Source organism: Flavobacterium aquicola (genome assembly GCF_003385115.1).
Taxonomy (GTDB): Bacteria; Bacteroidota; Bacteroidia; order Flavobacteriales; family Flavobacteriaceae; genus Flavobacterium; species Flavobacterium aquicola.
Genome location: NZ_QUNI01000005.1, coordinates 298,827 through 321,825 on the forward strand (window position 1 = coordinate 298,827; position 22,999 = coordinate 321,825).

A 22,999-nucleotide genomic window follows, 5' to 3' on the forward strand; every position below is an offset into this window, starting at 1 on the left:
TGAAATAATCTTTACCAATCCACGTATATGATTCGTTTTTTCCAGGCCAATTTTATAATGCTCAAATTCCAGCTTAATTTGTCTAACAAAATATCTTGTGTTTTTCGTTCTATAATTATTTTAGAACTTTCATCGGCATTAGTACTCAGTTTTCCAGGCCGCTGCAGAAATTCGTTTTGCAACAGTCCTGCCGATGATGTTTTCATTATTTCCCAATTATTCAATACTGCCTGAAGCATTTCGGCTCCTTCTTTTTTCATTTCGTCAGAGAGTACAACGTTTCTTTCAATAGGTTTAGCGATGGGGATATTGCATAAAAATTTTTCGAAAGCCATAGTATTCTCATAATCCTGTTCTCGGCCCGTGGCTATATAATGCAGAAGATGCGCGGCAGTTTCTGGGTTATTTATGGTATTTTCTTTATCGAGCAGCTTACAATTTTCAAAAAGTGATTTCAAAAAAGGATGAATTAGCAGTAAACCTGCATTGTCAACATATAGATCACTAACATTTATATCTTTTGTTTCTTCTTCCTGTTCTTTTTCTTCTTGCTCTTTTGCAGCAGAAAACTCTTTTTTGCCACTGCTGCTTTCGGAATCATTGAGAGCTTTTTCTTTTAAATTATCTGATAAGGATTTGATGTTTTTTTCATCGCTGCGAACAGTCACATCTATGTTTTTTGACAAAATCAAATCCGAGTCGGATATTGTCTTTTCAATATTTTCCTGGATACTTTCTGTTGCTGTTTCCGTGTTTATTATTGCTGTGTTTGTGATTGTTTCTGTCCCCGTTTCTGTTCTCTTTTCTTTTTCTTTTAAAATAGATTTGTCTACTTTTTTTTCGATTACCAAAATAACAGCTTCAAGATTTGCCAGTAATTCTAATGCGTCCTGATTCTCTATCTGATTTTTAATTTCATTCACAAGAAGGTGTCTGTATTCTAAAACACTGCTTTTTTTATGAAATTCAAAGACATTATAAATCAATCTGGAAAGCTTTTGTTTAACAATTTCAATATTGATTTCCGCCAGACTTAAAATGGCTATTTCCCAAATTAAAAATCTTTGATTTGGAATAAATTGGCTTTTTGAAGTACTGGTTTCAAGATGTTTTTTTATTGCTTCAATCCTGATTATTCTGGCACTGCTGTCAGCATATTTTTTTTTAAGCAATATTCCTTTTTTAATAATTGTTACAATTTGGTTATCACTAAATTGTTTAATGAACCTTGTTCTTGCAATTGGTTTTTGAACCGAGTTTGACCATTTAAAGGCAAAGGTTTTATTGTTTAGGATTTTTTCAAATATAGTGTCATCAGCTATTCTGAAGTCATGATTGAATGTTGTCCACCAAGCGCTTGTACCTGTTTCCAAAAAATAAAAAAAGCTTTCTACTTCTTTTTCTTGTGCGTTAGTTACTTTATAACCTTCTATGTTTTTGTCTTTTTTTTCAAAGACTTCGTCAACTTGTTTTGTAATTTCTTTTAGAATCTGATTTTTGAAATCTTCTAAATCTAAATCTGGATTTATAGCAATATCAATGTTGAGTTTTTCTAATTGTATGCTTTGTAAAGGGTTTTTCGAATCCAATTCATTAAAATACGTTTCTAAAATTGAGAATATTTCCTTTTGTAAAAATGAATCAATATTATCCTTGAGATAATAGCCTTTCTCTTTAGAATTGGTATTTATCTCTAGGAAAACTTTATTGATAATATGTTTACTTGAATTTATCACCAGCAGTAAGATCTTCTATTTGTATATTTAAATTGGTCAGGATAAAATCTGTTTTTTGAAATACTTTCAACATACTTGACAAAAACTCTTTCAGTGTTCCGTCTTTATCGGAATTAAATTGTAGTTCTATGAAAGTTTTAAATAAATTGGTAAAAAGTAGTGCGGCTTGAATAATCCGTTTTTCAGATGCCTTAAGTACTTCTTGCTCTTGACATCTCAAAATAGTATAAAACAATGAAGTGTTTAGTGATATCAGTGTCTGTATCGCAGTAATCTGATTTGAATTTCGTAGTCTAATCGCAGATGCAACAACTGTGGATATAAAATTGAAATATTCCTGTGTAAATAATTCAGACAATTTAGCATTTAACTTGCCATTGATGTAACCTGGAAGATTATTATTAACCTCTTCAAATTTATTTTGAGTTTGAGAAATGAAGCTAATAGTGTTAGCATTGAATTTATTTAAATCGGAAATTTCCTTTAAATTGGAAGTAGTTTCAATTGATTTTTTTATAAATAGTTCCGCATTGTCAAGACATTTATTTACGACAACTTCTTTTCTAATTTCAATTGGCCTTGGACCATCTATCATTTGGCCGCATTTGCCTTGCGCAGTTAATGAAACAAAAATAGAGGATTCATTAAATATAGAAGCTGGTCTTGTTATTGGATCTTTTTTATCGGTTTTTACTACTTCCTTATTAATTTCCCATATGTAAGTATCGGCGTTTTGGGAATTGTTGTTTAAGGTTAAAATTCCCGCCGTAACGCTGGCAGTAAAACTGGCAACAGGCAGTTCCAAAAGCGTAATTACAAGATTGGATGGTTTGCCGTCTATAAAAATAGTTACGTTTGTGACAGCCGGAGCTACACTTGGTGGAGTAAACAGAACTTGCCCTCCTGCGGTTATAAAAATTCCTTCTCCTGAAAGAACTGCTCCTTTTGTATTTGGCTCAATTGTAAGCTCATGCGGTGTTTTATCATTTCTGCAAAAGGATATGCTGTTTACTAATTTGCCGTCTATTAGCACTTTTGAGTCTGCAATTTCAAAACTCACAGGATGAGTGACTTGAAAACCGCAGTTGCCATTGTTTACATTAAGCGTAACATCAAATGTGAATTTTTTTTGTGATTCACTATTATACTTGTAGAGGTGTTTTATTTCTGTTTTTTCATCTGTGACAGGTTCGCTTTTATCTCCAAAATTCCAAGTATATTTATTGCCGGTAAGATTTTCTCCGGTTACAGTGAAAGTAACTTCGGTTTCGCTAGTTCCTGAAGGTTTTAAAGGAATGGCAATAAAATCGAATATTGGTTTTTCAAAAATGGTTATTACACATTTTGTTTCAAAATTATTGACAGTAAATGTTATCGGTTTACCAATTAATGTTTTACTAACTAAATTAGGATCAAACACATATTCTCCTAATTCATTGAGTGTAACGCCTCCATTTTGACCTTTGTTAACATTTGCTTTTACAAAACCTCCTGTTGGTGTAACCCGAAATGGCAAAGGGATTGTTTTGCCGTCAAAACAAAGTTTGTCTTTAGGAAGTGTTAGGCTTATCGAGTTTTCGTCACAGCATAAGTAAGGTAATGTAAAATCGGCAACAACAGGATTCGAGATGATAGGCAGTCCTTCACTAAATTTTTCAAAATCACCTGTTAGTGATGGATTCAGTCTTGTGGCTCCGCTGTAGTAAGGCGGTTCTTCATTTTCTACATAAATCATTATAAATGTTCCTCCAGGCGCAACGCCGGCTTTATGCTCATAGCCGTGATTTTTGCTGAGGTAATATTTTGTAAAATGCTGTATGGTTTTGTCAGTTTCATTAGGGTTTACGGCTAAGATTACTACATTAAATCCGAGTCCGTTTTCAAATCGTATCTGCTGAATTGTTTTTAATGCTTCTTTGTAATTACGCCCTTGATGGCCTTCAATTCTATAAAAATCACTGTCAATATGAATTTCGAGAGGATTCTTGGTATTTAATAAATCGTCATGATAACTAATATTGTTTTTTTGTAATCCTAAGATAGTTTTATCAAAATCCCAAGCCTTAATTAGAGAATCGTTTACATTGCTGTAAAAAGGAATGGCTTTTTTGCCCAATTTACCCATTTGAAGGGAAGGCGTAATTTTTATAAAATCATATAAAGAATTGTAATTTTCTAATAATTGTGCACTTCGCAGGATAAGGCTGTACATTCTTTGTTCGGCTGTGTTTTCGCCGTAGCATATTTTTATTTCCTCTGCTGTTACCTCTTTTTCTTCGGAATCTTTACTAATTGTATTGTCATCACTAAGGCATTCATTGCAGGTGCTTAGATTTTCTCCTGTAAGTAATGGCGATTTATAAAAAGCATGACGAAATTCTAAACAAGGCTCGGTTTTTATTAATTCGCCCAGCATTAAATGTTTTGGAAAAGCATTAATATCAGGGCAGCAGTTACTATCAGCTATGGTAAACAATATCAGTTTGGTTTCGTTGTAAGTATCAACAAGATCGTTGAGCAGATCATATAAATACTGAAAATCTGGAGGCAGCACTGAGTCTCCTTCAAAATTAAATAATCGGGTTATGTTTTTTTGGATAGAATCTAAAATTAACGGCATTTTTAAGCCTGTCAGCAATTTATTGTAGCCGTCCTGCAGATTCTGAACAGTATTGTTTTTGAAAATCCCTTTTGTAAAAGTTTGTTTTATTGCATCAAGATGGACAAAATCTTCAGGTTTTAGAACAATTCTATTCGATTTTAGGTCCGGTAATTTATGGTATAGATTAGAATAGTTAATTTTACTGATGATGCTGTCATGATTCATTATTTGTACAGCAACTGCTTTGCTGACAATTAAAACTTTAAGATTGCCTACAATTTCCAGCCCCTGATTGTCGCACGAAAGACTTACACAAAGGTCAGATTCTTTTTCATACGATTCCAGATACAAAAGAATTACGGCATCTTTAAACTCAAATTGTGTATTTGATGTAAACTGTGTTAAAGCAAAATTAGGGTCTTTTTCTTTTTTTTGCTGTTCTTCTGTCAAGAGTTCAAAAAGAGGTAATTGTTTGCTGGATCCATCATAAAAAAAAGGTTTATAGGCTGCTTTTTTATTGTCATAAATTTTGCAGTGGGTATATGTTTTGGCGTCAAAATCGATTTTTTTGTTTCCAAATACATCTGCCTGATATAATTTAAAAAGATCACCATCAGTAGTTATACCAGTTCCCTGCGTTATAGAAATGGTTTTTTGAGCCGAATCATAAGCAGCATAAAACCCGCAGACTATGCCAACACCGTTCAGATAAATTCGCGAGAGTCGGTCTTGGTCGTCAAAAAAATCTACTACCTCATTAAGGTTTCCTTCTGTAAGTACCTGATTCTTTGTGAATCGGCGGTATTGTGTTGTTATTGTTGAAAGTTTTGCTGACATGAGAATAGTTTTTATAATGATCCTAAATTCGTTTTTCCTAATATAATTTTATCTGATAACCGTTCGTTTTCATCACTGCAGTCAAACAGTCGCCCTGTTGGGTAAACATTGTCTAGAACGGTGAGCGCCTTAATAAAACTGATTAATTGAGGTTCCGGCTGTTCCTGATTCAAATCAGTTTTGGCAAGAAGGTAGTCTTTATATGTTTTTTCAAATTGAACAAGCTGGTTTTCTGCGGGGTCTTTCACATCTTTTTCCCTATATCCGATCCAGCATATTTTTGCCAGAACGTGAGCGGGCAATTCTTCCTTAATTATTTTTTCTATATAATTTCTAAAGTCGGTATTGGCAAATCGCAGTGTATATCCTGGCAACACTACACTCACACGGTAGGAGTAGGGATCTATAGGTTCGCAATTGTCACATTCATCTGCACAGATAGGCATGAATGTGTCAGGATTTACTGTTGTCAGATTTACATCAGGACGAAGCATCATATGTTCTATCAAAAACATTCCTTCCTCGGTAAAATCTTCTTTCATGAATCGAATCAATTCCAGAATCGATTGTTCTAAATCTGGCAGATTTGCATAATATTCAAATCTGCGGGCAATAATACGTTGTGGATTTTTCTTGTCTTTAATTGCTGGATTTATAATGTCATAAGAATATTTTCCGGCATCTGACTGCTGTATTAAAATATTGTCAATAATGGATAAATCTTTTATTGTTCCGTTTTTAAAAGCTTCCTTTATTTTATATTCACGAGTCTGAATAATCTGCAGTACGGCAAAATAAAGCTCTTTATTTGCTGCGGAAGTATCGAAGTATTCTGCTGTTGAAGAAAGTACAATTTCATTATGATTGTCTACAATACGCCATCTGTAAACAGACTGATTGTCGGTGTCAATAAAATTGTACATTTCTACAAATGAATTAGAAAGATTCCTGCGGGTGTAATCCTTAACGCCAATAAGTCTCGAAATCCTTTTTTCGGCTCCCGAAACGTTATCAGTATCCCATAAATTGGCAATGGGCTGTCTGTAGTAATCAAAAGCATTTCCCCGCTCTTTGCTTACTGCTTTATAATCTTTCAAGAAGTTTTCTTTGTCACGCAAAACGACTTGATCTGCGGTGCTGCCATAAATGGTTTTGTTGACAAATACATATTCTGAGAAATTCTCGGCAAAACGTGACAAGAGGTGGTCCAGAATTTTATTTCTTCTCTCAATATTATTGTCCTGCTGATCAAAAAGCAGTTCTGTAATAGTTTCATCAGTGTAATTTTCATATCCATCTACAATATTGTCAGCCCCTTCAATGTCTTTAACGACTTGAGTAAACAGGGTTCGGGTCAAATTCCCGCTTACTGAAAGCAATTCGCTTACTTGTCCTAACTGTTTAAAATAACTTCCTAATATCTGATCAAAAAATAAAAGATATCCTTTTAATTGTTTTGCTTTAGATTTACGTTCAGTGGATGCTCTGGAAGGAAGCCCAACTTCACCAATACCATAGGTTTCAGGAAAATCATTTTGTATTGTTGTATAAATATCAGTGTTCAGATATTCACCATTTGGTACTTCTAATTCTTTATCGTGGCTGGCGTTGGTTGTAGCTTTGTCTTTCTCAGCCTTTATGGCGTCTAAATAAATTTTTACTTGTGCCTGATTGATATTGAGAGGCAATAATCCTTTGTTGTAATTGAAAACACTTTTGGTACAAACAATTGGTTTTTGATAGGCCGAAAGGCAGATAAGCCATTTGTTTTCCAGATCGTCGCCGCCACAATTTCCCAACGAAATATCTTTAATCAAAATCACATCTGGCACCGACATAATTATTCTCATGATGTCTGAGAGACGCACTTCGTTTCTCAAATCGGCGGTAAGCAATTCTTTGGTATCAATAAAACCGTTCTCTAAAGTTGGGCCATCAAAAATTTCCAAAGTTGAATATCCTTTGTCCATCATTTGCTTTAGCGAATAAAAATTGACTGTTGTCGATAAGTAACTTTCCAAAGCGTCAATGACATTTGCATGAACCAGTTCCTCATCGGCTTCTGTATCAACTTCAATATCGGCACATATTTTTATAGGGTAGTCTTCCACTTTTTTTATGTCAACAAGATCTTCGCAAAGGTTTCTGTTAGCATGATACTCTTTTCTTATTTTCTCTTTAACTATTTCTATTTCTGCAGGTTTTGAGCTTTCAAAATCTACATAAAGATCATATAAGCCATTGAGCCCAAAATATTTTCTTAAATTTGGTGTTGCTGCGAGATTTTCATAATCCGTAAAGTCATAAGAAAGCTGATCTTTTTTGCAATCTACATACACCTTTTTCTCATGTTTTGCAAGCCAGCAGTTTCTAACTCCTTTTATATCTATAAATAGTTTTCTGTAATCATTTTGTGTGACAGGACTTGATGATAATACTTCTGAGGCTTTGAAAAACTGTTTCGGAATCCCTTTACTGCTGTCATTCGATTCTAATATACTTTCTATAGGGAGATTGAGTCTCATGCCAAGATCCGAAATAGCGTAGCAAAGCATTTCCAGTATAGTTATTCCCGGATCATGCTCATTAAAATCGGTCCAAAATTTACTGCCAAAAGACTCGATGTATTCAATTCCTTTTTTTCTCAAATAAAGGAAATCCAAATCGTCCTCGGATGCTAATTTTTTAGGAATGGTGATATGCTGGTTTAGTATTGACATTTTTCAGGTTCTTCTGGTGTTGTTTTTTTGCAAGTTGTTATTTTGGTGCTTATAATATGGTTTTTAACAGAGACTAATATGTTTTTTGGGCTTGAAGGAGACAGTGTGGTTGAAAAGTCTAAAAATTCTACATTGGCCTCGTTTTTTTCTGTATCATCTAATAGTTTAGGCTTTTCTTTATTTGTCTGATCTTTATAAATGGCCATCTCCAGCTCTGAAATAAAATCAACGTAGTATAAATTTTCTATATATTCTATAACAATACTGCGCTGCAGCTCAACCCCAAATATGATCTGCTTGGAGGTATCAAATGCCCAAGGAGATAAAAATTTTATAATATCTTCATTCAATTGATTTTTATAAAAATTCTCATCATATTTTTGATAAAACTTCACATTCAGTTTTATTATAACTTTTTCATAATCAGGATTAATTGCTTTTGCATACACTTGCATGGAGTTTTTGGAGTTGATAAAATTCTCTATGCTGTTCAGTGTGGCAGTGCTTATCCGCGGTTCATAAATATCAAATACATTTTTGTTTACAATATCTGGAATGACTACCAGCGTCACGTTTCCTGGGGATAAAAACGAAGCAGCCGTACCCGAAATGAAAGTATGATTTAGACATTTTACTCTAAAAACGTTTGGGAATGCCTGCAAAATAAGATGCTCATAATCCCAGAGCGTTATGGCTCTGTTTTTGTGACGCAAGCGTTCGCTCACACGGAGATAATAGGAGAGGTCTGATTCCAGTGGTTTTCCAGAAAATGAATTAAATGGCTGTTCAACACTTTTAATCTGCGGAATCCTGGTAATTAGTTTAGATATTGTTTTAGCAGGCAGTGTGCTGTCTAAATGAGAGAGATTATTGCTGTTATCAAAAAATTCTGCGGTAACAACCTGCGTTTTCACATCGATAACTTTGCATACGGCATCATAGTCTTTGTGCATTTTTGCTTTTACCCAAATGGTATTGGCCGGAAACAACGTATTATGATTAGATGCCTGTTTTGGAATACTGAATTTTACGATACCCGATTTTAAAAAGTTATCAATACCATTGGCCAAAATATCCTTCTCAAGATTTTTCCAGTAATTATCGCATAATATATACCATTCTACTTTTTCTTTGTCTTTAAAAGTGGGAACATTAATATTTTCGCTTCCTTCCAATATTTGAAATAATAATGAAATCTGCTGTAATGCTTCGGCATCCTGAAGACCTATATAAAACTCGCCTCCTTTGCAATAATCGGGAACCAGACAATTGGTAAAAGGGGCAGCAGTATCTAAAATTTCTTTATTGGCAGCTTGCTGTTTCAAATAAGAATGTTCTTCTTTCTGACCAAAAGGAGCTTCATGAAACAATTTTATTCGGTTAGATTCGTAGGCAGAAACAGAAAAATCAATAGCTTCCTCGGCAGAATAATTCAGGCTTATGTTTTCTACAACAGGTGTGTAAGGCTCGTTTGGAATTAATGTTAATGGATTTGCAGCCACATTCATTATTGCCAAAGTGTACACCTTTGGAAATAACGAATGTAAAAATGATTGATTTAATGTCAATCGGATAGGACCGCTTTTGCCAAGCGCATAGTTCCCTGTTACATTAATATTAGATTCAAATAATTTATTACTATCATTATAATCAAATAGAATGACAGCGTTATTTTGCTCAGTCCAAATTTCTTTGTTTAAAACAGATAATGTTGCTTTAAAATAGTCCTTGGTGACAATTGGATCATTGGGGTTTATTTTAATTGATACGTTAGCTGCTGCATCAGTTTTTAATAGTGCTTCGTTTTTTTTGGCTGAAAGAGCTTTGTTTTCAGGCTGGTTTGCTTCCAGTTTTTTTTCATCTTCAACTTTGAGGAACATCGCATCAATAAAAATCTTTTTACTTATTGTTTCCAGAAAACTGTATTTGTATGCTGCATAGTGAGTTTCAAATGATACTGGTGTGTTTTTCCATTTTATTTTTATAGTTGCCCCGCTCCATTTTTTAGAAAAAATTTCGGGATAATTTATTATAAATGAGCTGTTTTTTTCGGGCTGAGTTGTAAACGGAAAGAAGGGTTTCGTCGCATTAAGCAAACCATTATCACTCTCGAGCAATAAAGATTTCACATCCTTAACTTCTACTTTTGCATGTATGCTGTCTATTGAACCTGTGACTAAAGTTCTAAAAAGAGTATGTCCTTTTTTATTTTGCGTGTTGATTAAAAATCGAATTACAGGAAGTTCTGTAGAGAAAAATTCGCCTAAAATTTTCTGATCGTAACCAACAATTGCAGGGTTATCTTTAGGTATCTCTAAAACCAATTTTAATTGTTTGCCTCCAATATCTGAGGATTCATTTACAGTCTTAAAAGCGACGCTTTTGCTAAGTGCAAAGTTTCCGATCCATCCTTTTTTACCGCTATATAAAATGCTGATATTTGCCAGAAGGTCGTCTGCAGTAAGAGGACTAGGAAAGATTAAATCAGCGACAAAATCTATAGTGACAGCAATATTTCGATCGCCTTCCTTGAGATTAAATAATTCTGCAGCAAGTGCAAAACCTAATTTGGCATCACCCAATTCTTGGTACTTGCTTTCATTTCCTGTATATCCAAAAGGAAACCAATATGGAGCGTTTTCTTTCAGCGGTTCTCCTTTTCCGTCTAGAGAATTTGCAATTTCACTGTATTTTATTTTGCCTCGATCAAGGTCGTTGTATACACTTTTTAAATAAGCAATACGGGCTTTATTGGCAATAAATTCTTCGGTAGTTTTGTATATCAGTTTTTTACCATCTGGATCTTTTCCTGCATCAAGTTCGGTAGCTGTGACGATTCTTTCTTCGGCAATTTTTTTTGCCAGTTCAAAAATAATATTGACCTTATCCGCTTTTGGAGGCAGTTTTTTGATCTGAAGTATTTCTTTATAGAAAAAATCTAAATGCTTTTTTGTAATACCATTAAGTTTGTTTTGGGATAATTCCAGTAATTTCAAGAAACACACAAACAATGTCATGTGAGGAGTGAGATCTTGATTTATATTGGCATCAGTTAATGTTTTGGTAATATTCTCTTTTAGGGCAGCATATTCTTTATCTGTTCTTTTTGGGATGCCATTCGAAAGATCATCTTTTGAAAAGCCGAAGTAATTAAAAAATTCCTGCCAGTCACCTTCTGGTTTTTTATCGTTATTCGTGTCGAAAAAGTTGACATGTTTTGCAAAATTAAAAGCAAACAGCAGCCAGTCTTCAATAGTAAAATCATGAAGTTTTAAGCTGCCCGGCTCTAATGCATCACTAAAGCGTTCTTCCTGATTGACTCCATTTCTTTTAAAAATCACATTATCTATTTGGCTGCTTTCAGTACTCATAGGTAATAAACTTTAAATATTAGTGCCTTCTCCTTTGTAAAATGGATAAACAAGATTGCTTCTTGAGTTTGTACTTCTTATTCTGTAATCGATTATGACCAATAATTCCCCTTCTAAATCATCACCTTGTGTTATGTCGATTTTTTCAGCATCAATTCTGGGTTCATAATATAAAATAGCCGTTTTTATCAGTTCTGAAACATAGGTTTTTAACGTTCTGTCTAATGTTTCAAAAAGTAATTCATCCATATTGCACCCATATCTGGGAAGCATAATGCGTTCACCGATTTTTGTAGATAGCAGTATCTCCAGACTGCTCTTAATATCTTCCTCGTCAGATGTCATGACAACTGACTTATTGTTCTTTTTAAACTCCGGTGGAAAACTCCATCCAGTACCTAAAAAAGCTTTTTTATTTTCCATAATCAGCCTATTAAAACGGTTGGGCATCCTATTATAATTGTTCCGCCATGAGCAGTTGAATCTCCCATTCTTGCGGCTGGTTTTCCTCCAATAAGCACTGTGCCCGAGCCAGCTATAATACTGTCTGGAGGCCCTGTGCAAACGATCATATCTCCTAAGCAGGCAGCTGGTACGCCGCCTATCATTACAGTAGGTGCGCCTGGCGGCAATATTGGTCCGCCTACATGCGGAACAGTTCCTGTTACCATTGGACAGACATGCATATCATTGATTCTTGCGGCTGGTGCTCCCATAATTATTATTTTTATTGCTAACCATTTTTCTTTCAGAGTTTAAGAACTGAAAGAAATAGAGGTGCGAATTAATTTATCTGAACTATACTGCCTTTTACAATCGCCACTGCAGCTGAGGTCATTTCTGCGCCGGCATTGCCTTCAGCTTTAAATTGGGCGGTTGCTTTTACGTTTACATTTGTGCCTTCAATTTTTACATCGCCTGTCGCTTTTATGGAAATATCGCCCGCACTTTCCATCGTTATTCCTTTACTGTCAATTGTAATCACGTTAGAATTTTCATCTTCAATAACTATAGATCCTTTGTCTTCGTCCAGCGTTATTTTCTTGCCTGCAGGAGTTTCAATGGCTATTGATTTTTTATCATCATCAAATAACACTTTCATCTCGCTTCTTGTAAAAATCCCTTTCTGATGGTTATCGTCTGCTGCTTTTAGCGGAGCAGGTTTTGCGCTGCTGTGGAGCATTCCTAATACAATCGCATCATTAGGATCTTCATTGATGAATCCAATAATTACTTCGTCTTCTATTTCGGGCCTAAAAAAAGTACCTCTGTTGTCGCCTGCATCTAAGGCAGCTACTCTGCACCAAATACCCTGTTCTTCGTTATTAATAATGGGAATTTTTACTAGAATTCGGTCTTCGCTGTCGGGATCGTCCTGAAGCTGGGTTACAATACCAATATGCAGTCCTTTTATGGATGGAATTATTCCCGAGGCCGATGGTGTATTGACATCATAAGTTTCAGAAAACCATTCAGGATTTAGGCCAAACTGTGCATTTACAGTCCAATTGCCATTTGCAATTTCATGGAAAACTCCTGTGATGTATGCTTTGCCGTTAAAACGATCTCCTAAGCCTTCAAGTGTTAAAATGGTGTTGGGTTTTACTGCAGGAATGCCTTGAAATTTTACTCTTCCGCGAACTTTTGATAACTGCTGGAATAATAATTTTGCATCGGCCCAATCCTGCAGTTCGGTGTCGGTTACATGACCGCCGTGACGTAATTCTAAATTTTCTACCTTTACTACATCGGACAAATCTGAAGTAGATAAGTTCCCGTTTAGGTTTACACTGGGGTCTTTGGCTTCAATTTCTAATAATTCCTGATTGGAGGCATTCCAGCTGTAGGATGAAACTTTGGCAAACTGATTTCGAGCATCAATTTCGGCATCAAAATCCAGCATACTGGCACCAAAAGCAACTGTTTCCACTGAGGCTGAAGCCAAATCTGGTTTTTTTATCGAAATTTTGCCGTTTTCAACAAAACATAATTTTCCATTGGCCTGCGCACGAGAGACAATAAAATCCCAATCGGAAGTATTGTATTGTACTAGCTCTTTATGACTAAAATTAGTGCTTTCGACATCTTTTTGTAATCCATAAGTGCCTATAATATCTTCAAAAGCATCACTGTCTTTTACGTCATAAAAATATTTGCTTTTTCTTCCGATAGTCAGTTTTACTGCTTCGTCTTTGCATTCAACAATCAGCAGGGATGAATTGTCTTTTATTTTTATGGAATGTTTTACAACTATTCCTTTATATATTGTTTCCTCGTCACTGTGGTAACCTGCTTTTATTTCTATTTTTTTTCCTGGAATAAGCAAGTCTTCGTTGCTTAATTTAAAATCTCGTGTAGCAGCTTCCCCATCAGTCAAAATAATCTGCGCCATAGGTATTCTATTAACCTCATTATGCACCACAATGCTCATTACCTGGTATACGCCGGACAGTTCATTTCCTTCAATGAGCAGTTTGTGCGTTACTAAATCGGCACTTTGACTGGTTTGTATGACGCCGCTATTGTTCATTTATTGTTGTTTTTGTAATGGTGGGAAAAATATTTTTTGACCAGTCTTTAATTTTCTGAAATTGACAAGCTTGTTGGCTCTTGCTACCTCGAGATAATATTTTGAATCGCCATAGATTTTAAAAGACATTAAAGGAAGCGTATCGCCTGCTTTTACAATTCTGGTATGTGTTAAGTCAGGTGATTGATTATTTTGCTGTTTTGCTCTTAACTCATCTTCTACAACTCCTTTAAATTTTCCTTTTGCAATGGCTCGAATGGGCGTTCCATCCGGTCTGAAAAGTTTATACTCGATGGTCATTTCTGTGAGTGATCCTTTGAAAAGCAGACTTCCCCAAGCAATTTTTAAGTAGTTTGGCTTATGTTCTGTGCCGTTATATTCTAAAATTACTTTTCTAAAATGTTCAATGTCTTCAATAACGCCATTTTCGGTACTTTCTTTGCCGGCAATAACTCCTGTTCGGTCAAAAACAAAATCCAATTCTAATTCCTCTGGAGCAATTGCTGTAAACCTTGGAGCAGGACTGCTTGTTCCCGCAGCCTGTGTTGTATCTTGCTCTATTTTGTAATGAAAAATATATTTTTCAGGATTCATCAAAGTAATGAATTCTTGAATATCCGAAATGGGATTGTTAAATTGAGGATCGCTATAAGCAATGATCTTCAGTTTTTTTAATTCACCGGTAGTAGTTGTCATATCATCGTTCTTTTTTTCGTTCAATAATCTTCATTACCTGCTCGACGCATTCGGCCACAATGTCTTTTTCAGCAGCAGATGATGAAGAAGCCGGTTCTGCACCCGGATTTGAGTTTTCGTTGACGTTTATTTTAATGTGCAGCTCTTTAATTTCTATTGGCATGATAAAATTATTTTTTATGGAGGGTGAAATAATTATAAGCAAGCTCAAAGCTTTCAATAACAATTTTACTCTCTAAAGCGCTCAAATCTTCGACCGCCCATTTTACCGGATAGGCATGTATAACTTTCCAGTGCATTAATGGCTCATGGTCTTGATTCAAGAGTTTTACAGTTAAATCTACAGGCTTAAATTCGAAATTTTCTATTGCTTTTCTGCACCATTCAATTACGTCAGAATCAATAAGAATCCCCCTTTTTAAAACCAAATTGGGATATTTGGTTTTTACAGGAAGTTTGTGTTTGAATCTATTTTCTCCACCCTCGACAACTTCTTCTGTTTCAAGATCTACAGAAAGTCCTGATACTGATTGAAATTGATGGTCTTTTTCTTTTGTGCCCAGCTGATCAAATTCAACCAGAAAATGAAAGCCTACGGGTGGATAATAGTTAGCCATAATTATTCATTTTGAATGGATAATCCTTCATGAACCAATTCCATAGATTCGATAGCAACCTCATTGCCATCAGCTTTTAAATCGGTTGACTGTATTTTTGTCGGCCATGCATTTTTTACTTTCCAGGTTATTACCGGGTCATGTTCTTCGTTGAGGAGCATAATGGTAATATCTCTTCGTTCTATAGTGTTCAATTTTACGGTATTCCACCATTTGTAATACTCATTATCACTTTTGAAAGAACCTCTTTTTAGTGTGATATTGGCATATTTCTGCATGCCGGGCATTTTTATTTTGCTATATTCAGGACTTGCTCCCTGACGGTATTCTATAACTTCTGTTTCAACGTCTAGACCGGAAACTTCTGTGAAACCTATATTTGTTCCTCCCCATTCTACTCGGAAATGAAACTTGGATAATGGATAGCTCATAATTGATATTTTATTAGTTTATAAAGATTGATTTATTGATTATGATTCTTGCATTTTGTGTGAGAATCTAAGAATGATAAATTCTGCAGGGCGAACAACTGCCATACCAATTTCAATAATCATTCGGCCTTCAAGAATGTCTATTGCCGACATCGTTTGCCCCAATCCAACTCGGACGTAAAAAGCCTGATCTGGTTTGGCTCCAGCCAATGCTCCGGCTCTCCACTGCAAAATCAAAAAGTTTTCGATCATTGCGCGTACTCGTACCCATGTGTTGGCATCATTAGGTTCAAATACAAATTGTTCGGTTGCTTTTTTAATGGATTCTTCTGCCATATTAAAGAAACGTCTCACGGGCACATATCTCCATTCGTTGTCGTTTCCGGCAAGTGTTCTTGATCCCCAGACTAGAATTCCTTTTCCTGTAAACGTGCGTATTGCATTTATAGATTTTCCTGCTACGGTATCCACGTTCAATCCATCTTGTATATTATTAGTGATTTTTACGGTAGGGCTGATAACATAGTTCAAGCTGACATTGGCTGGTGCTTTCCACACGCCTCGATCACCATCTACTCTTGCATAAATTCCTGCTATGGCAGAACTCGGTGGAAGCGTTATTGAAAGATTAGAAATTTCGGCAAGTATTTTATTGTAGGTGGCATTGTCAAGCCCTGTGATGTCTCCTAAAAATCGGCCATTCATGGCACCGTTATTTTTATCGTTTGGTTTTGCAGCTGTAACAGTTGCAGTAATTGCATCAATACGGGATATAATGGGCGCAAAAAGATCAATATCAAAAGTGATAGCAGCTGGCAGGCCAAGGATAGAGGCGGGCGATGTGAAATGCAAAATTTTTGGAACTTCAGAAAGTACGGTAGTAACTCCTGCTGCTCCCTTAATATTAGCAGTTATTTTTACTGAGGTATTTGCTGTTTTTGCCTTGCCTAATAAATCTGCCAAATTGGTTTTAACGCTTTCAATTTTATTAGGCAGTTCAAAAAGATCAGTAAGATTTTTTAAAGCTGCGGTAATAGCATCTCTGGTTACTTGGTCTTCCTCATCAGAAGCTATTGCGGCTTTTGCAGCTTTTTTAATTTTTTCTTTTTCTCCAATAAGATTGGTTAAATCTAAAGTCAGTGTTTCTAATAGAGGTATAAAGAGAGTGTTTTTTGCCACCGAAAAATCTCCTGCTGCTGCATTATCAAAACCGGTTGGTGATTCAATAAAGCTCAAAACTGCTGCAATGCTTCCTGTTAGATTATCATTTGTGACAGGTACAGTTTTTAATTTGCTTATTAATGGTGTAATTGCGGCTTTTGAACTTGCTAAATCGCTTAATACTGTTGACATGGCGTCAGGAGCAGGCGAGGTAAAGTGATTAATTTTAATATCGCTTGCATTATATCTATAATCCAAAATTGTCTCTAAATGCGGATAGTAAGCAGCTCCATACTTTAGAGTATCTTTTTCTGAACTAATAACGCCTCTCAAATCATCAACGTTTGTATCTGTAGGGCTGGAAGCATCGTAGCTAAGTGTATCAATAATTGTAAATCGATCCTGCAATTTTTTGCATTGGTTCAAAGCATCATTATATAATCCATAAAAATCAGTTTTAGTAATACTCGTTACCTGAGTGGCATCAGGAAAAAGGATAAGTGTTGGTTCATCCATTTTTTCTAATTCAAGCAGACCCTTTTTTAATTGGCTGCTATCATTTATGGATGTTACTTTTGTATCAGCGTCATCTAAATCATCGCCATAACGGCCAACTGATATAATGTAACACGGGCCGCCACCATTTGCAAAAAACAGCTGCATCGAATAATACATCAAAAAAGGCTGTCTGCTGGACGGTTGGTTTACAATAACAGATCGTGTTGTAGTGCCATTATCAACTACATCATTGACAGTTACGCTAATAGTAGTTTCCGGCTTTGCAGCACCAAAAAATTTTTCATAGTCAAGCAAGGACGTAATTCTTGTTGGAACTAGTTTTAAATCTCCTTTAATCTTGTTGGTTGCTTTCTCCGTATATCCTATAAATGCAGGAATAGCTGTTTCAACTTGCGCTACTGAAGGTGGAAATTTTACAATTTCCTCAATGTAAACGCCGGGTGTTTTGTAAGTAGTTGCCATAGTCGTCTTTTTTTAAAGTATTATATAAATATTTCAGAATAAAATTTGCTCGCTTTTTTTGTAATCGATTTTACGGTAGGATTGGGATATTGTCCGGCTGGCGCCGAAGGTGTAAAATCTGTTGAGGGATCTATTTCTACAAAACCGGAATTAGTGAGAGGTTTTGCAGAATTGGTTTCCAGAGTTATCGGTGTTTTTTTATTGATGTATCTCCAAAAAGTTTTTCTGTTATCAAAATGAATTTTAAAATTAAGTTCAGGCGTTTTCAATTTGCCTGAAGGTGTCAAAACACTATTAGCAGGAGAATCCCCAGTCATTACTATTGATAGTATGCCAAAAAGACCTTTGGATTCAGTAAATGCAAGGGATGACAGCAAATTTTCTGATGTCTTTTGTGAGACCGAAAAGTCATTTGAGATAAAGATGGAATCGTCAATTTTGGGGATATATTTAAAAGTAACTGGCTCTGTAGCTGGTCTTACATTACTGAAATAAAATAATTTTGTGTTAGAAAACTCCAAATCAGTATAATTTTCAAACTGATAATCTTTGGTTCTCATTGTAAAATCCAATTTTAAGTCTGCAGGTATATTTACAAATGGATCAGCAGTATCCGATTCATTAATTTTGGTGTAAATACTAAAACCTTTTTTGTTTTTTTTATATAACAATTTAAGATTTTTCAATACCGTGACTGTTTCCATAGTTGGGTTAATTTCAATAAAGGAGTCGTGATTGTATTTGGATAACATTTTTATTTTATTATCATCAGCCATGGCATCAAAAGCCGTTTCTCCCTCATTAAGGAAATACCCATGCAAAATGGTGGCCTCAAAAAGCAGCGAATAGGATCCTAAAAAACTCATGGCTGTATTTTTGATTGTGTTGCAGCACCTATTTGATTAAGAAGATCACGTTCTCCCTGCGAAATATTTCTTTCGATCTGGATCATGCTCACTTTGTATAATGCTGATGGTAATTGCCTTCCACCAAGCGTTCCCCAGATATAATTGAGTTCTTCAAAAGTGGGAGTGTAAAGTTCAACCGTAAAACAAAAATTGTCAACATCGCTCATTGCAGCGGCATTTCTGTCAAAAACAGTATTGGATTGATTGAAGAGTTTTTTACCCTGAAAAAACTCTATTATTTTAGATATGTCTTTGAGTGACTTGCTGTAAGTGCTTCTATTTGCAGAAAAAAGTAAAAATAAATTGAGATTAATAACAGAATTTCTATAGACTATTTTATTGTTCTCATAGTAATGATTAGGAATGTTTTTCAGAGTTGCTTCTTCCTGAAGATTTAAAAGGGTCAGCGCCACTTTGTCTACTAATGTTGCAATATTTTCAGTTTGTGATTCCGGCAGCCCAATATTTTCAACAATAACCGATTTGGTTAATCCGCATTCTAGTAAATAAGAGTTGACTTGTTCCGTGATTATCTGTATAACTTCAAACAACATAAGGGTAATTGGTTTTAATTATAATTCTTAATATTCAGTGAGACAAATCACGGATGATTTTGATGCTAAAAATTCATTATGATAAATTCAAAAAAATGATGTTCTATAATTTCAATATGTATGACAAAGCATTTTCTGAAGCTGTTTTTGCCGAAAGTCTGGGCAGCAGCTTCGATAGGTTTAGTGTGTTAAAATATTTTAACTTACTGATTTAGAGGCTCAAACCTACAACTATTTTAAAAATTCAAAATGCGTATAATTACCTGTTTTTTACATGTAACAAACTAGTTTTTAGTGTTTTATTTATTTTTTGTTTCTTTTTCAGCCTAAAAAAAATTGTTTGGATATTAAAAAATGACAAATTGTAACTTTTACAGGTGCTAACTGCCTTTTTATTTTAAAATTTCTTACTTTCGCACCTCGATTAAGAAAAGGATAAAATGAGCACAAAATTTACTGAATACAAAGGACTTGACTTGCCTACAGTGGCATCCGAAGTGCTGGATTTTTGGAAGAAAGAAAATATATTTGAAAAGAGCGTAACTACCCGTGAAGGTGCTGAACCGTTTGTGTTTTTTGAGGGGCCGCCTTCGGCAAATGGATTACCTGGAATACACCACGTGATGGCACGTGCGATTAAAGATATTTTTTGCAGATATAAAACTCAAAAAGGATTCCAAGTAAAGCGTAAAGCGGGTTGGGATACTCACGGACTGCCTGTGGAATTGGGTACTGAAAAAGAATTAGGAATCACCAAAGAAGATATTGGGAAAAAAATAACCGTAGAGGAATATAACGAAGCGTGCAAGAAAACCGTAATGCGTTATACCGATGTGTGGAATGACCTGACCGAAAAAATGGGATATTGGGTAGATATGGAAGATCCATATGTGACTTACAAATCCAAATACATGGAATCGGTTTGGTGGTTACTGAAACAAATCTACAATAAGGATTTGATGTACAAAGGCTACACAATCCAGCCGTATTCGCCAAAAGCGGGAACTGGATTGTCTTCTCACGAAGTAAATCAGCCGGGAAGTTACCGTGATGTTACTGATACTACGATTGTGGCTCAATTCAAAGCGTTGAACGATACATTGCCTTCATTTCTTCAGGGATTTGGAGATATTCACATCTTGGCTTGGACGACAACTCCTTGGACATTACCATCAAATACCGCTTTGACAGTTGGTCCAAAAATCGACTATGTTTTGGTTGAAACTTTCAATCAATATACTTTCCGACCTGTTAAAGTAATTTTGGCCAAAAATTTGGTTGGAAAGCAATTCGGGAAAGGATTTTTTGCAAGTACTGAAGCTTCTGATTTTGAAAATTTCAAAGAAGGAGATAAGAAAATTCCTTATCAGATTTTAGCGGAAGCTAAAGGAGCTGATCTGGTTGGAATCCGTTACGAACAATTACTTCCATTTGTGTTACCATATCAAAATCCGGAAAATGCTTTTAGAGTAATTTCGGGAGATTTTGTGACTACCGAAGATGGAACTGGAATTGTACATACAGCTCCTACTTTTGGTGCTGATGATGCCAAAGTAGCCAAAGAAGCTGTTCCGGAAGTACCGCCAATGTTAGTTTTAGATGAAAACGGAACTCCGGTTCCATTAGTAAATCTGCAGGGGAAATTCATTGACGGATTGGGAACATATTCTGGAAAATACGTTAAAAACGAATACTATACAGCTGCAGACGGTCCTGCACCAGAACGTTCTGTAGATGTTGAAATTGCAATTCAGTTAAAAGAAGAAAATAAAGCATTCAAAGTAGAAAAATATGTGCACAGTTATCCGCACTGCTGGAGAACTGATACGCCTATTTTATATTATCCTCTAGATTCTTGGTTTATAAAAATCACCGAGGTTAGAGACAGAATGTTCGACCTTAACGAAAGCATTAACTGGAAACCAAAAGCAACCGGAGAAGGACGTTTTGGAAATTGGCTGAAAAATGCTAATGACTGGAATTTATCGCGCTCCCGTTATTGGGGAATTCCATTGCCAATCTGGAGAAACGAAGAAGGGACAGAAGAAATGTTAATCGGTTCTGTCGAAGAATTATACAGCGAAATCGAAAAATCAATTGCTGCAGGTTTCCAAAAAGAAAACCCTTTCAAAGGTTTTGAAATTGGAAATATGGACGAATCAAACTATGATTTGATTGATCTGCATAAAAATGTAGTTGATCAGATTACATTAGTTTCGGCATCTGGAAAACCAATGAAACGTGAGTCTGATTTGATAGACGTTTGGTTCGATTCTGGAGCAATGCCTTATGCACAATGGCATTATCCGTTTGAAAACAAAGACAAAATTGATGATAACAAAGATTTTCCAGCGAATTTCATTGCCGAAGGTGTAGATCAGACTCGTGGATGGTTTTATACTTTACACGCAATTGGTACGTTAGTATTTGATAAAATCGCTTATAAAAATGTAGTTTCAAATGGTTTGGTTCTAGACAAAAACGGACAAAAAATGTCTAAACGTCTAGGAAATGCAGCCGATCCTTTTGAAACATTAAAAGAATATGGTCCTGATGCTACGCGCTGGTACATGATTTCGAATGCGAATCCTTGGGATAACCTAAAATTCGATTTAGAAGGAATTGCTGAGGTACGCCGTAAATTCTTTGGAACATTATATAATACGTATTCGTTCTTTAGTCTTTATGCAAATATTGACGGATTTAAATATGAAGAAGCTGAAATTCCGGTAAACGAAAGACCTGAAATCGATCAATGGATTATATCCGAATTGAATACATTAATAAAAACAGTTGATGAGTCGTATGCCGATTATGAACCTACAAAAGCTGCTCGCGCGATATCCGAATTTGTGCAGGAGAATTTAAGTAACTGGTACGTTCGTTTATGTCGCCGCCGTTTCTGGAAAGGGGAATATGCACAAGATAAAATTGCTGCTTATCAGACGCTTTATACCTGCTTGGTCAGCATTAGTAAACTAAGTGCACCAATAGCTCCGTTCTTTATGGACGCACTTTACAAAGACCTGACAAAAGCTGCTGAAACAGAAAATTTTGAGTCGGTACATCTAGCTCAATTCCCGGTTTCAGTTGAAAAGTATGTTAATAAAATGTTAGAGAGCAAAATGCAGAAAGCGCAGACCATCTCTTCCCTTGTTTTATCACTGCGAAAAAAGGAAATGATTAAGGTACGCCAGCCACTGCAAAAGGTAATGATTCCAGTACTTGACGAGAGTCAGAGGCAAGAAATTGAGGCCGTTTCAGACCTGATAAAAGCAGAGGTAAACGTCAAAGAAATAGTGCTTTTAGACGACGCTTCGGGTATTTTAATCAAGCAGATTAAGCCTAATTTTAAAGCTTTGGGACCACGCTTCGGAAAAGATATGGGATTGATTTCCAAAGAGATACAGAATTTATCTGCAGAACAAATCGCACAATTCGATAAAGAAGGCACGCTAGCCATTGTTATTGCTGGAAATAGTGTAATTTTATCACTAGAAGATGTGGAAATATCGTCGCAGGACATCGAGGGTTGGCTGGTTGCCAATTCAAACGGAATAACAGTTGCGCTGGATATTACAATTTCTCCCGAGCTGAAACAAGAAGGAATTGCGAGAGAATTGGTAAACAGAATTCAAAACATCCGTAAAGATGCAGGATTTGAGGTTACGGATAAAATTAAAGTTCATTTGCAAAATAATGATACTTTGGAAACAGCAGTAAAAGCCAATGAAGACTATATAAAATCAGAAACACTGACAGAAAGTCTTGTTTTTGAGGAAGTTATAGCTAACGGCACGGAAATTGACTTTGATGGAATAACAACAAGTATAATAATTACAAAAAATTAGTATT

The 22,999-nt window shown here is 35.5% G+C and carries 15 protein-coding genes; 1 reads left to right on the top strand and 14 read right to left on the bottom strand.

Translation table 11 applies throughout. The annotated features are described in order from the left end of the window. Positions 1-11: 11 nt before the first annotated feature. The 14 genes from C8P67_RS10980 to C8P67_RS11040 form a co-directional block, all read right to left on the bottom strand. Positions 12-1,736: a contractile injection system tape measure protein gene (locus C8P67_RS10980; RefSeq protein ID WP_115813216.1), complete on the bottom strand. Its 1,725-nt coding sequence runs from the start codon at positions 1,734-1,736 to the stop codon at positions 12-14. Then, entirely contained in the window at positions 1,720-5,175 is a 3,456-nt protein-coding gene (locus C8P67_RS10985; RefSeq protein WP_115813217.1) for a hypothetical protein, read from the bottom strand. The genes C8P67_RS10980 and C8P67_RS10985 overlap by 17 nt, the downstream gene beginning before the upstream one ends. 11 nt (positions 5,176-5,186) lie before the next feature. Then, on the bottom strand, positions 5,187-7,895 hold the full coding sequence (locus C8P67_RS10990; RefSeq protein ID WP_115813218.1) for a hypothetical protein: 2,709 nt from the start codon (positions 7,893-7,895) through the stop codon (positions 5,187-5,189). Next, positions 7,883-11,266, bottom strand: a complete 3,384-nt coding sequence (locus C8P67_RS10995) for a baseplate J/gp47 family protein (RefSeq protein WP_115813219.1) — start codon at positions 11,264-11,266, stop codon at positions 7,883-7,885. The genes C8P67_RS10990 and C8P67_RS10995 overlap by 13 nt, the downstream gene beginning before the upstream one ends. A 12-nt stretch (positions 11,267-11,278) precedes the next feature. Next, the gene (locus tag C8P67_RS11000) at positions 11,279-11,689 is read right to left on the bottom strand and encodes a GPW/gp25 family protein (protein WP_115813220.1); all 411 of its coding nucleotides are present in this window, start codon (positions 11,687-11,689) and stop codon (positions 11,279-11,281) included. 2 nt (positions 11,690-11,691) lie between these two features. Then, positions 11,692-11,982 carry a PAAR domain-containing protein gene (locus C8P67_RS11005; protein WP_115813221.1) on the bottom strand — a complete coding sequence of 97 codons (291 nt, stop codon included), beginning with the start codon at positions 11,980-11,982 and terminating at the stop codon, positions 11,692-11,694. Between the two features lie 68 nt (positions 11,983-12,050). Continuing rightward, positions 12,051-13,796: a type VI secretion system tip protein VgrG gene (gene vgrG / locus C8P67_RS11010; protein ID WP_115813222.1), complete on the bottom strand. Its 1,746-nt coding sequence runs from the start codon at positions 13,794-13,796 to the stop codon at positions 12,051-12,053. Further along, a complete protein-coding gene (locus tag C8P67_RS11015; RefSeq protein ID WP_115813223.1) occupies positions 13,797-14,492 on the bottom strand; it encodes a CIS tube protein in 696 nt (231 codons plus the stop codon). Position 14,493: 1 nt separating this feature from the next. After that, on the bottom strand, positions 14,494-14,655 hold the full coding sequence (locus C8P67_RS22120) for a DUF5908 family protein (protein ID WP_170141451.1): 162 nt from the start codon (positions 14,653-14,655) through the stop codon (positions 14,494-14,496). A gap of 7 nt (positions 14,656-14,662) precedes the next feature. Beyond that, positions 14,663-15,109, bottom strand: a complete 447-nt coding sequence (locus C8P67_RS11020) for a phage tail protein (protein WP_115813224.1) — start codon at positions 15,107-15,109, stop codon at positions 14,663-14,665. Positions 15,110-15,111: 2 nt separating this feature from the next. Continuing rightward, positions 15,112-15,540 carry a phage tail protein gene (locus tag C8P67_RS11025; protein WP_115813225.1) on the bottom strand — a complete coding sequence of 143 codons (429 nt, stop codon included), beginning with the start codon at positions 15,538-15,540 and terminating at the stop codon, positions 15,112-15,114. 39 nt (positions 15,541-15,579) lie between these two features. Then, entirely contained in the window at positions 15,580-17,682 is a 2,103-nt protein-coding gene (locus C8P67_RS11030) for a phage tail sheath C-terminal domain-containing protein (RefSeq protein ID WP_115813226.1), read from the bottom strand. A gap of 20 nt (positions 17,683-17,702) precedes the next feature. Then, positions 17,703-18,548 carry a hypothetical protein gene (locus tag C8P67_RS11035; protein WP_115813227.1) on the bottom strand — a complete coding sequence of 282 codons (846 nt, stop codon included), beginning with the start codon at positions 18,546-18,548 and terminating at the stop codon, positions 17,703-17,705. Then, positions 18,545-19,144 carry a DUF4255 domain-containing protein gene (locus tag C8P67_RS11040; protein WP_115813228.1) on the bottom strand — a complete coding sequence of 200 codons (600 nt, stop codon included), beginning with the start codon at positions 19,142-19,144 and terminating at the stop codon, positions 18,545-18,547. The genes C8P67_RS11035 and C8P67_RS11040 overlap by 4 nt, the downstream gene beginning before the upstream one ends. A 440-nt stretch (positions 19,145-19,584) precedes the next feature. Here C8P67_RS11040 and ileS point away from each other — a divergent pair, with 440 nt between their 5' ends. Continuing rightward, positions 19,585-22,995: an isoleucine--tRNA ligase gene (ileS, locus tag C8P67_RS11045; protein WP_115813229.1), complete on the top strand. Its 3,411-nt coding sequence runs from the start codon at positions 19,585-19,587 to the stop codon at positions 22,993-22,995. Positions 22,996-22,999 lie beyond the last annotated feature (4 nt).

Excerpts from the sequence above, each read along its gene's own strand:
- C8P67_RS10985 (WP_115813217.1), bottom strand. The coding sequence starts at position 5,175 with ATGTCAGCAAAACTTTCAACAATAACAACACAATACCGCCGATTCACA.
- C8P67_RS10990 (WP_115813218.1), bottom strand. The coding sequence starts at position 7,895 with ATGTCAATACTAAACCAGCATATCACCATTCCTAAAAAATTAGCATCC.
- C8P67_RS10995 (WP_115813219.1), bottom strand. The coding sequence starts at position 11,266 with ATGAGTACTGAAAGCAGCCAAATAGATAATGTGATTTTTAAAAGAAAT.
- C8P67_RS11000 (WP_115813220.1), bottom strand. The coding sequence starts at position 11,689 with ATGGAAAATAAAAAAGCTTTTTTAGGTACTGGATGGAGTTTTCCACCG.
- C8P67_RS11005 (WP_115813221.1), bottom strand. The coding sequence starts at position 11,982 with ATGGGAGCACCAGCCGCAAGAATCAATGATATGCATGTCTGTCCAATG.
- vgrG (WP_115813222.1), bottom strand. The coding sequence starts at position 13,796 with ATGAACAATAGCGGCGTCATACAAACCAGTCAAAGTGCCGATTTAGTA.
- C8P67_RS11015 (WP_115813223.1), bottom strand. The coding sequence starts at position 14,492 with ATGACAACTACTACCGGTGAATTAAAAAAACTGAAGATCATTGCTTAT.
- C8P67_RS22120 (WP_170141451.1), bottom strand. The coding sequence starts at position 14,655 with ATGCCAATAGAAATTAAAGAGCTGCACATTAAAATAAACGTCAACGAA.
- C8P67_RS11020 (WP_115813224.1), bottom strand. The coding sequence starts at position 15,109 with ATGGCTAACTATTATCCACCCGTAGGCTTTCATTTTCTGGTTGAATTT.
- C8P67_RS11025 (WP_115813225.1), bottom strand. The coding sequence starts at position 15,540 with ATGAGCTATCCATTATCCAAGTTTCATTTCCGAGTAGAATGGGGAGGA.
- C8P67_RS11030 (WP_115813226.1), bottom strand. The coding sequence starts at position 17,682 with ATGGCAACTACTTACAAAACACCCGGCGTTTACATTGAGGAAATTGTA.
- C8P67_RS11035 (WP_115813227.1), bottom strand. The coding sequence starts at position 18,548 with ATGAGTTTTTTAGGATCCTATTCGCTGCTTTTTGAGGCCACCATTTTG.
- C8P67_RS11040 (WP_115813228.1), bottom strand. The coding sequence starts at position 19,144 with ATGTTGTTTGAAGTTATACAGATAATCACGGAACAAGTCAACTCTTAT.
- ileS (WP_115813229.1), top strand. The coding sequence starts at position 19,585 with ATGAGCACAAAATTTACTGAATACAAAGGACTTGACTTGCCTACAGTG.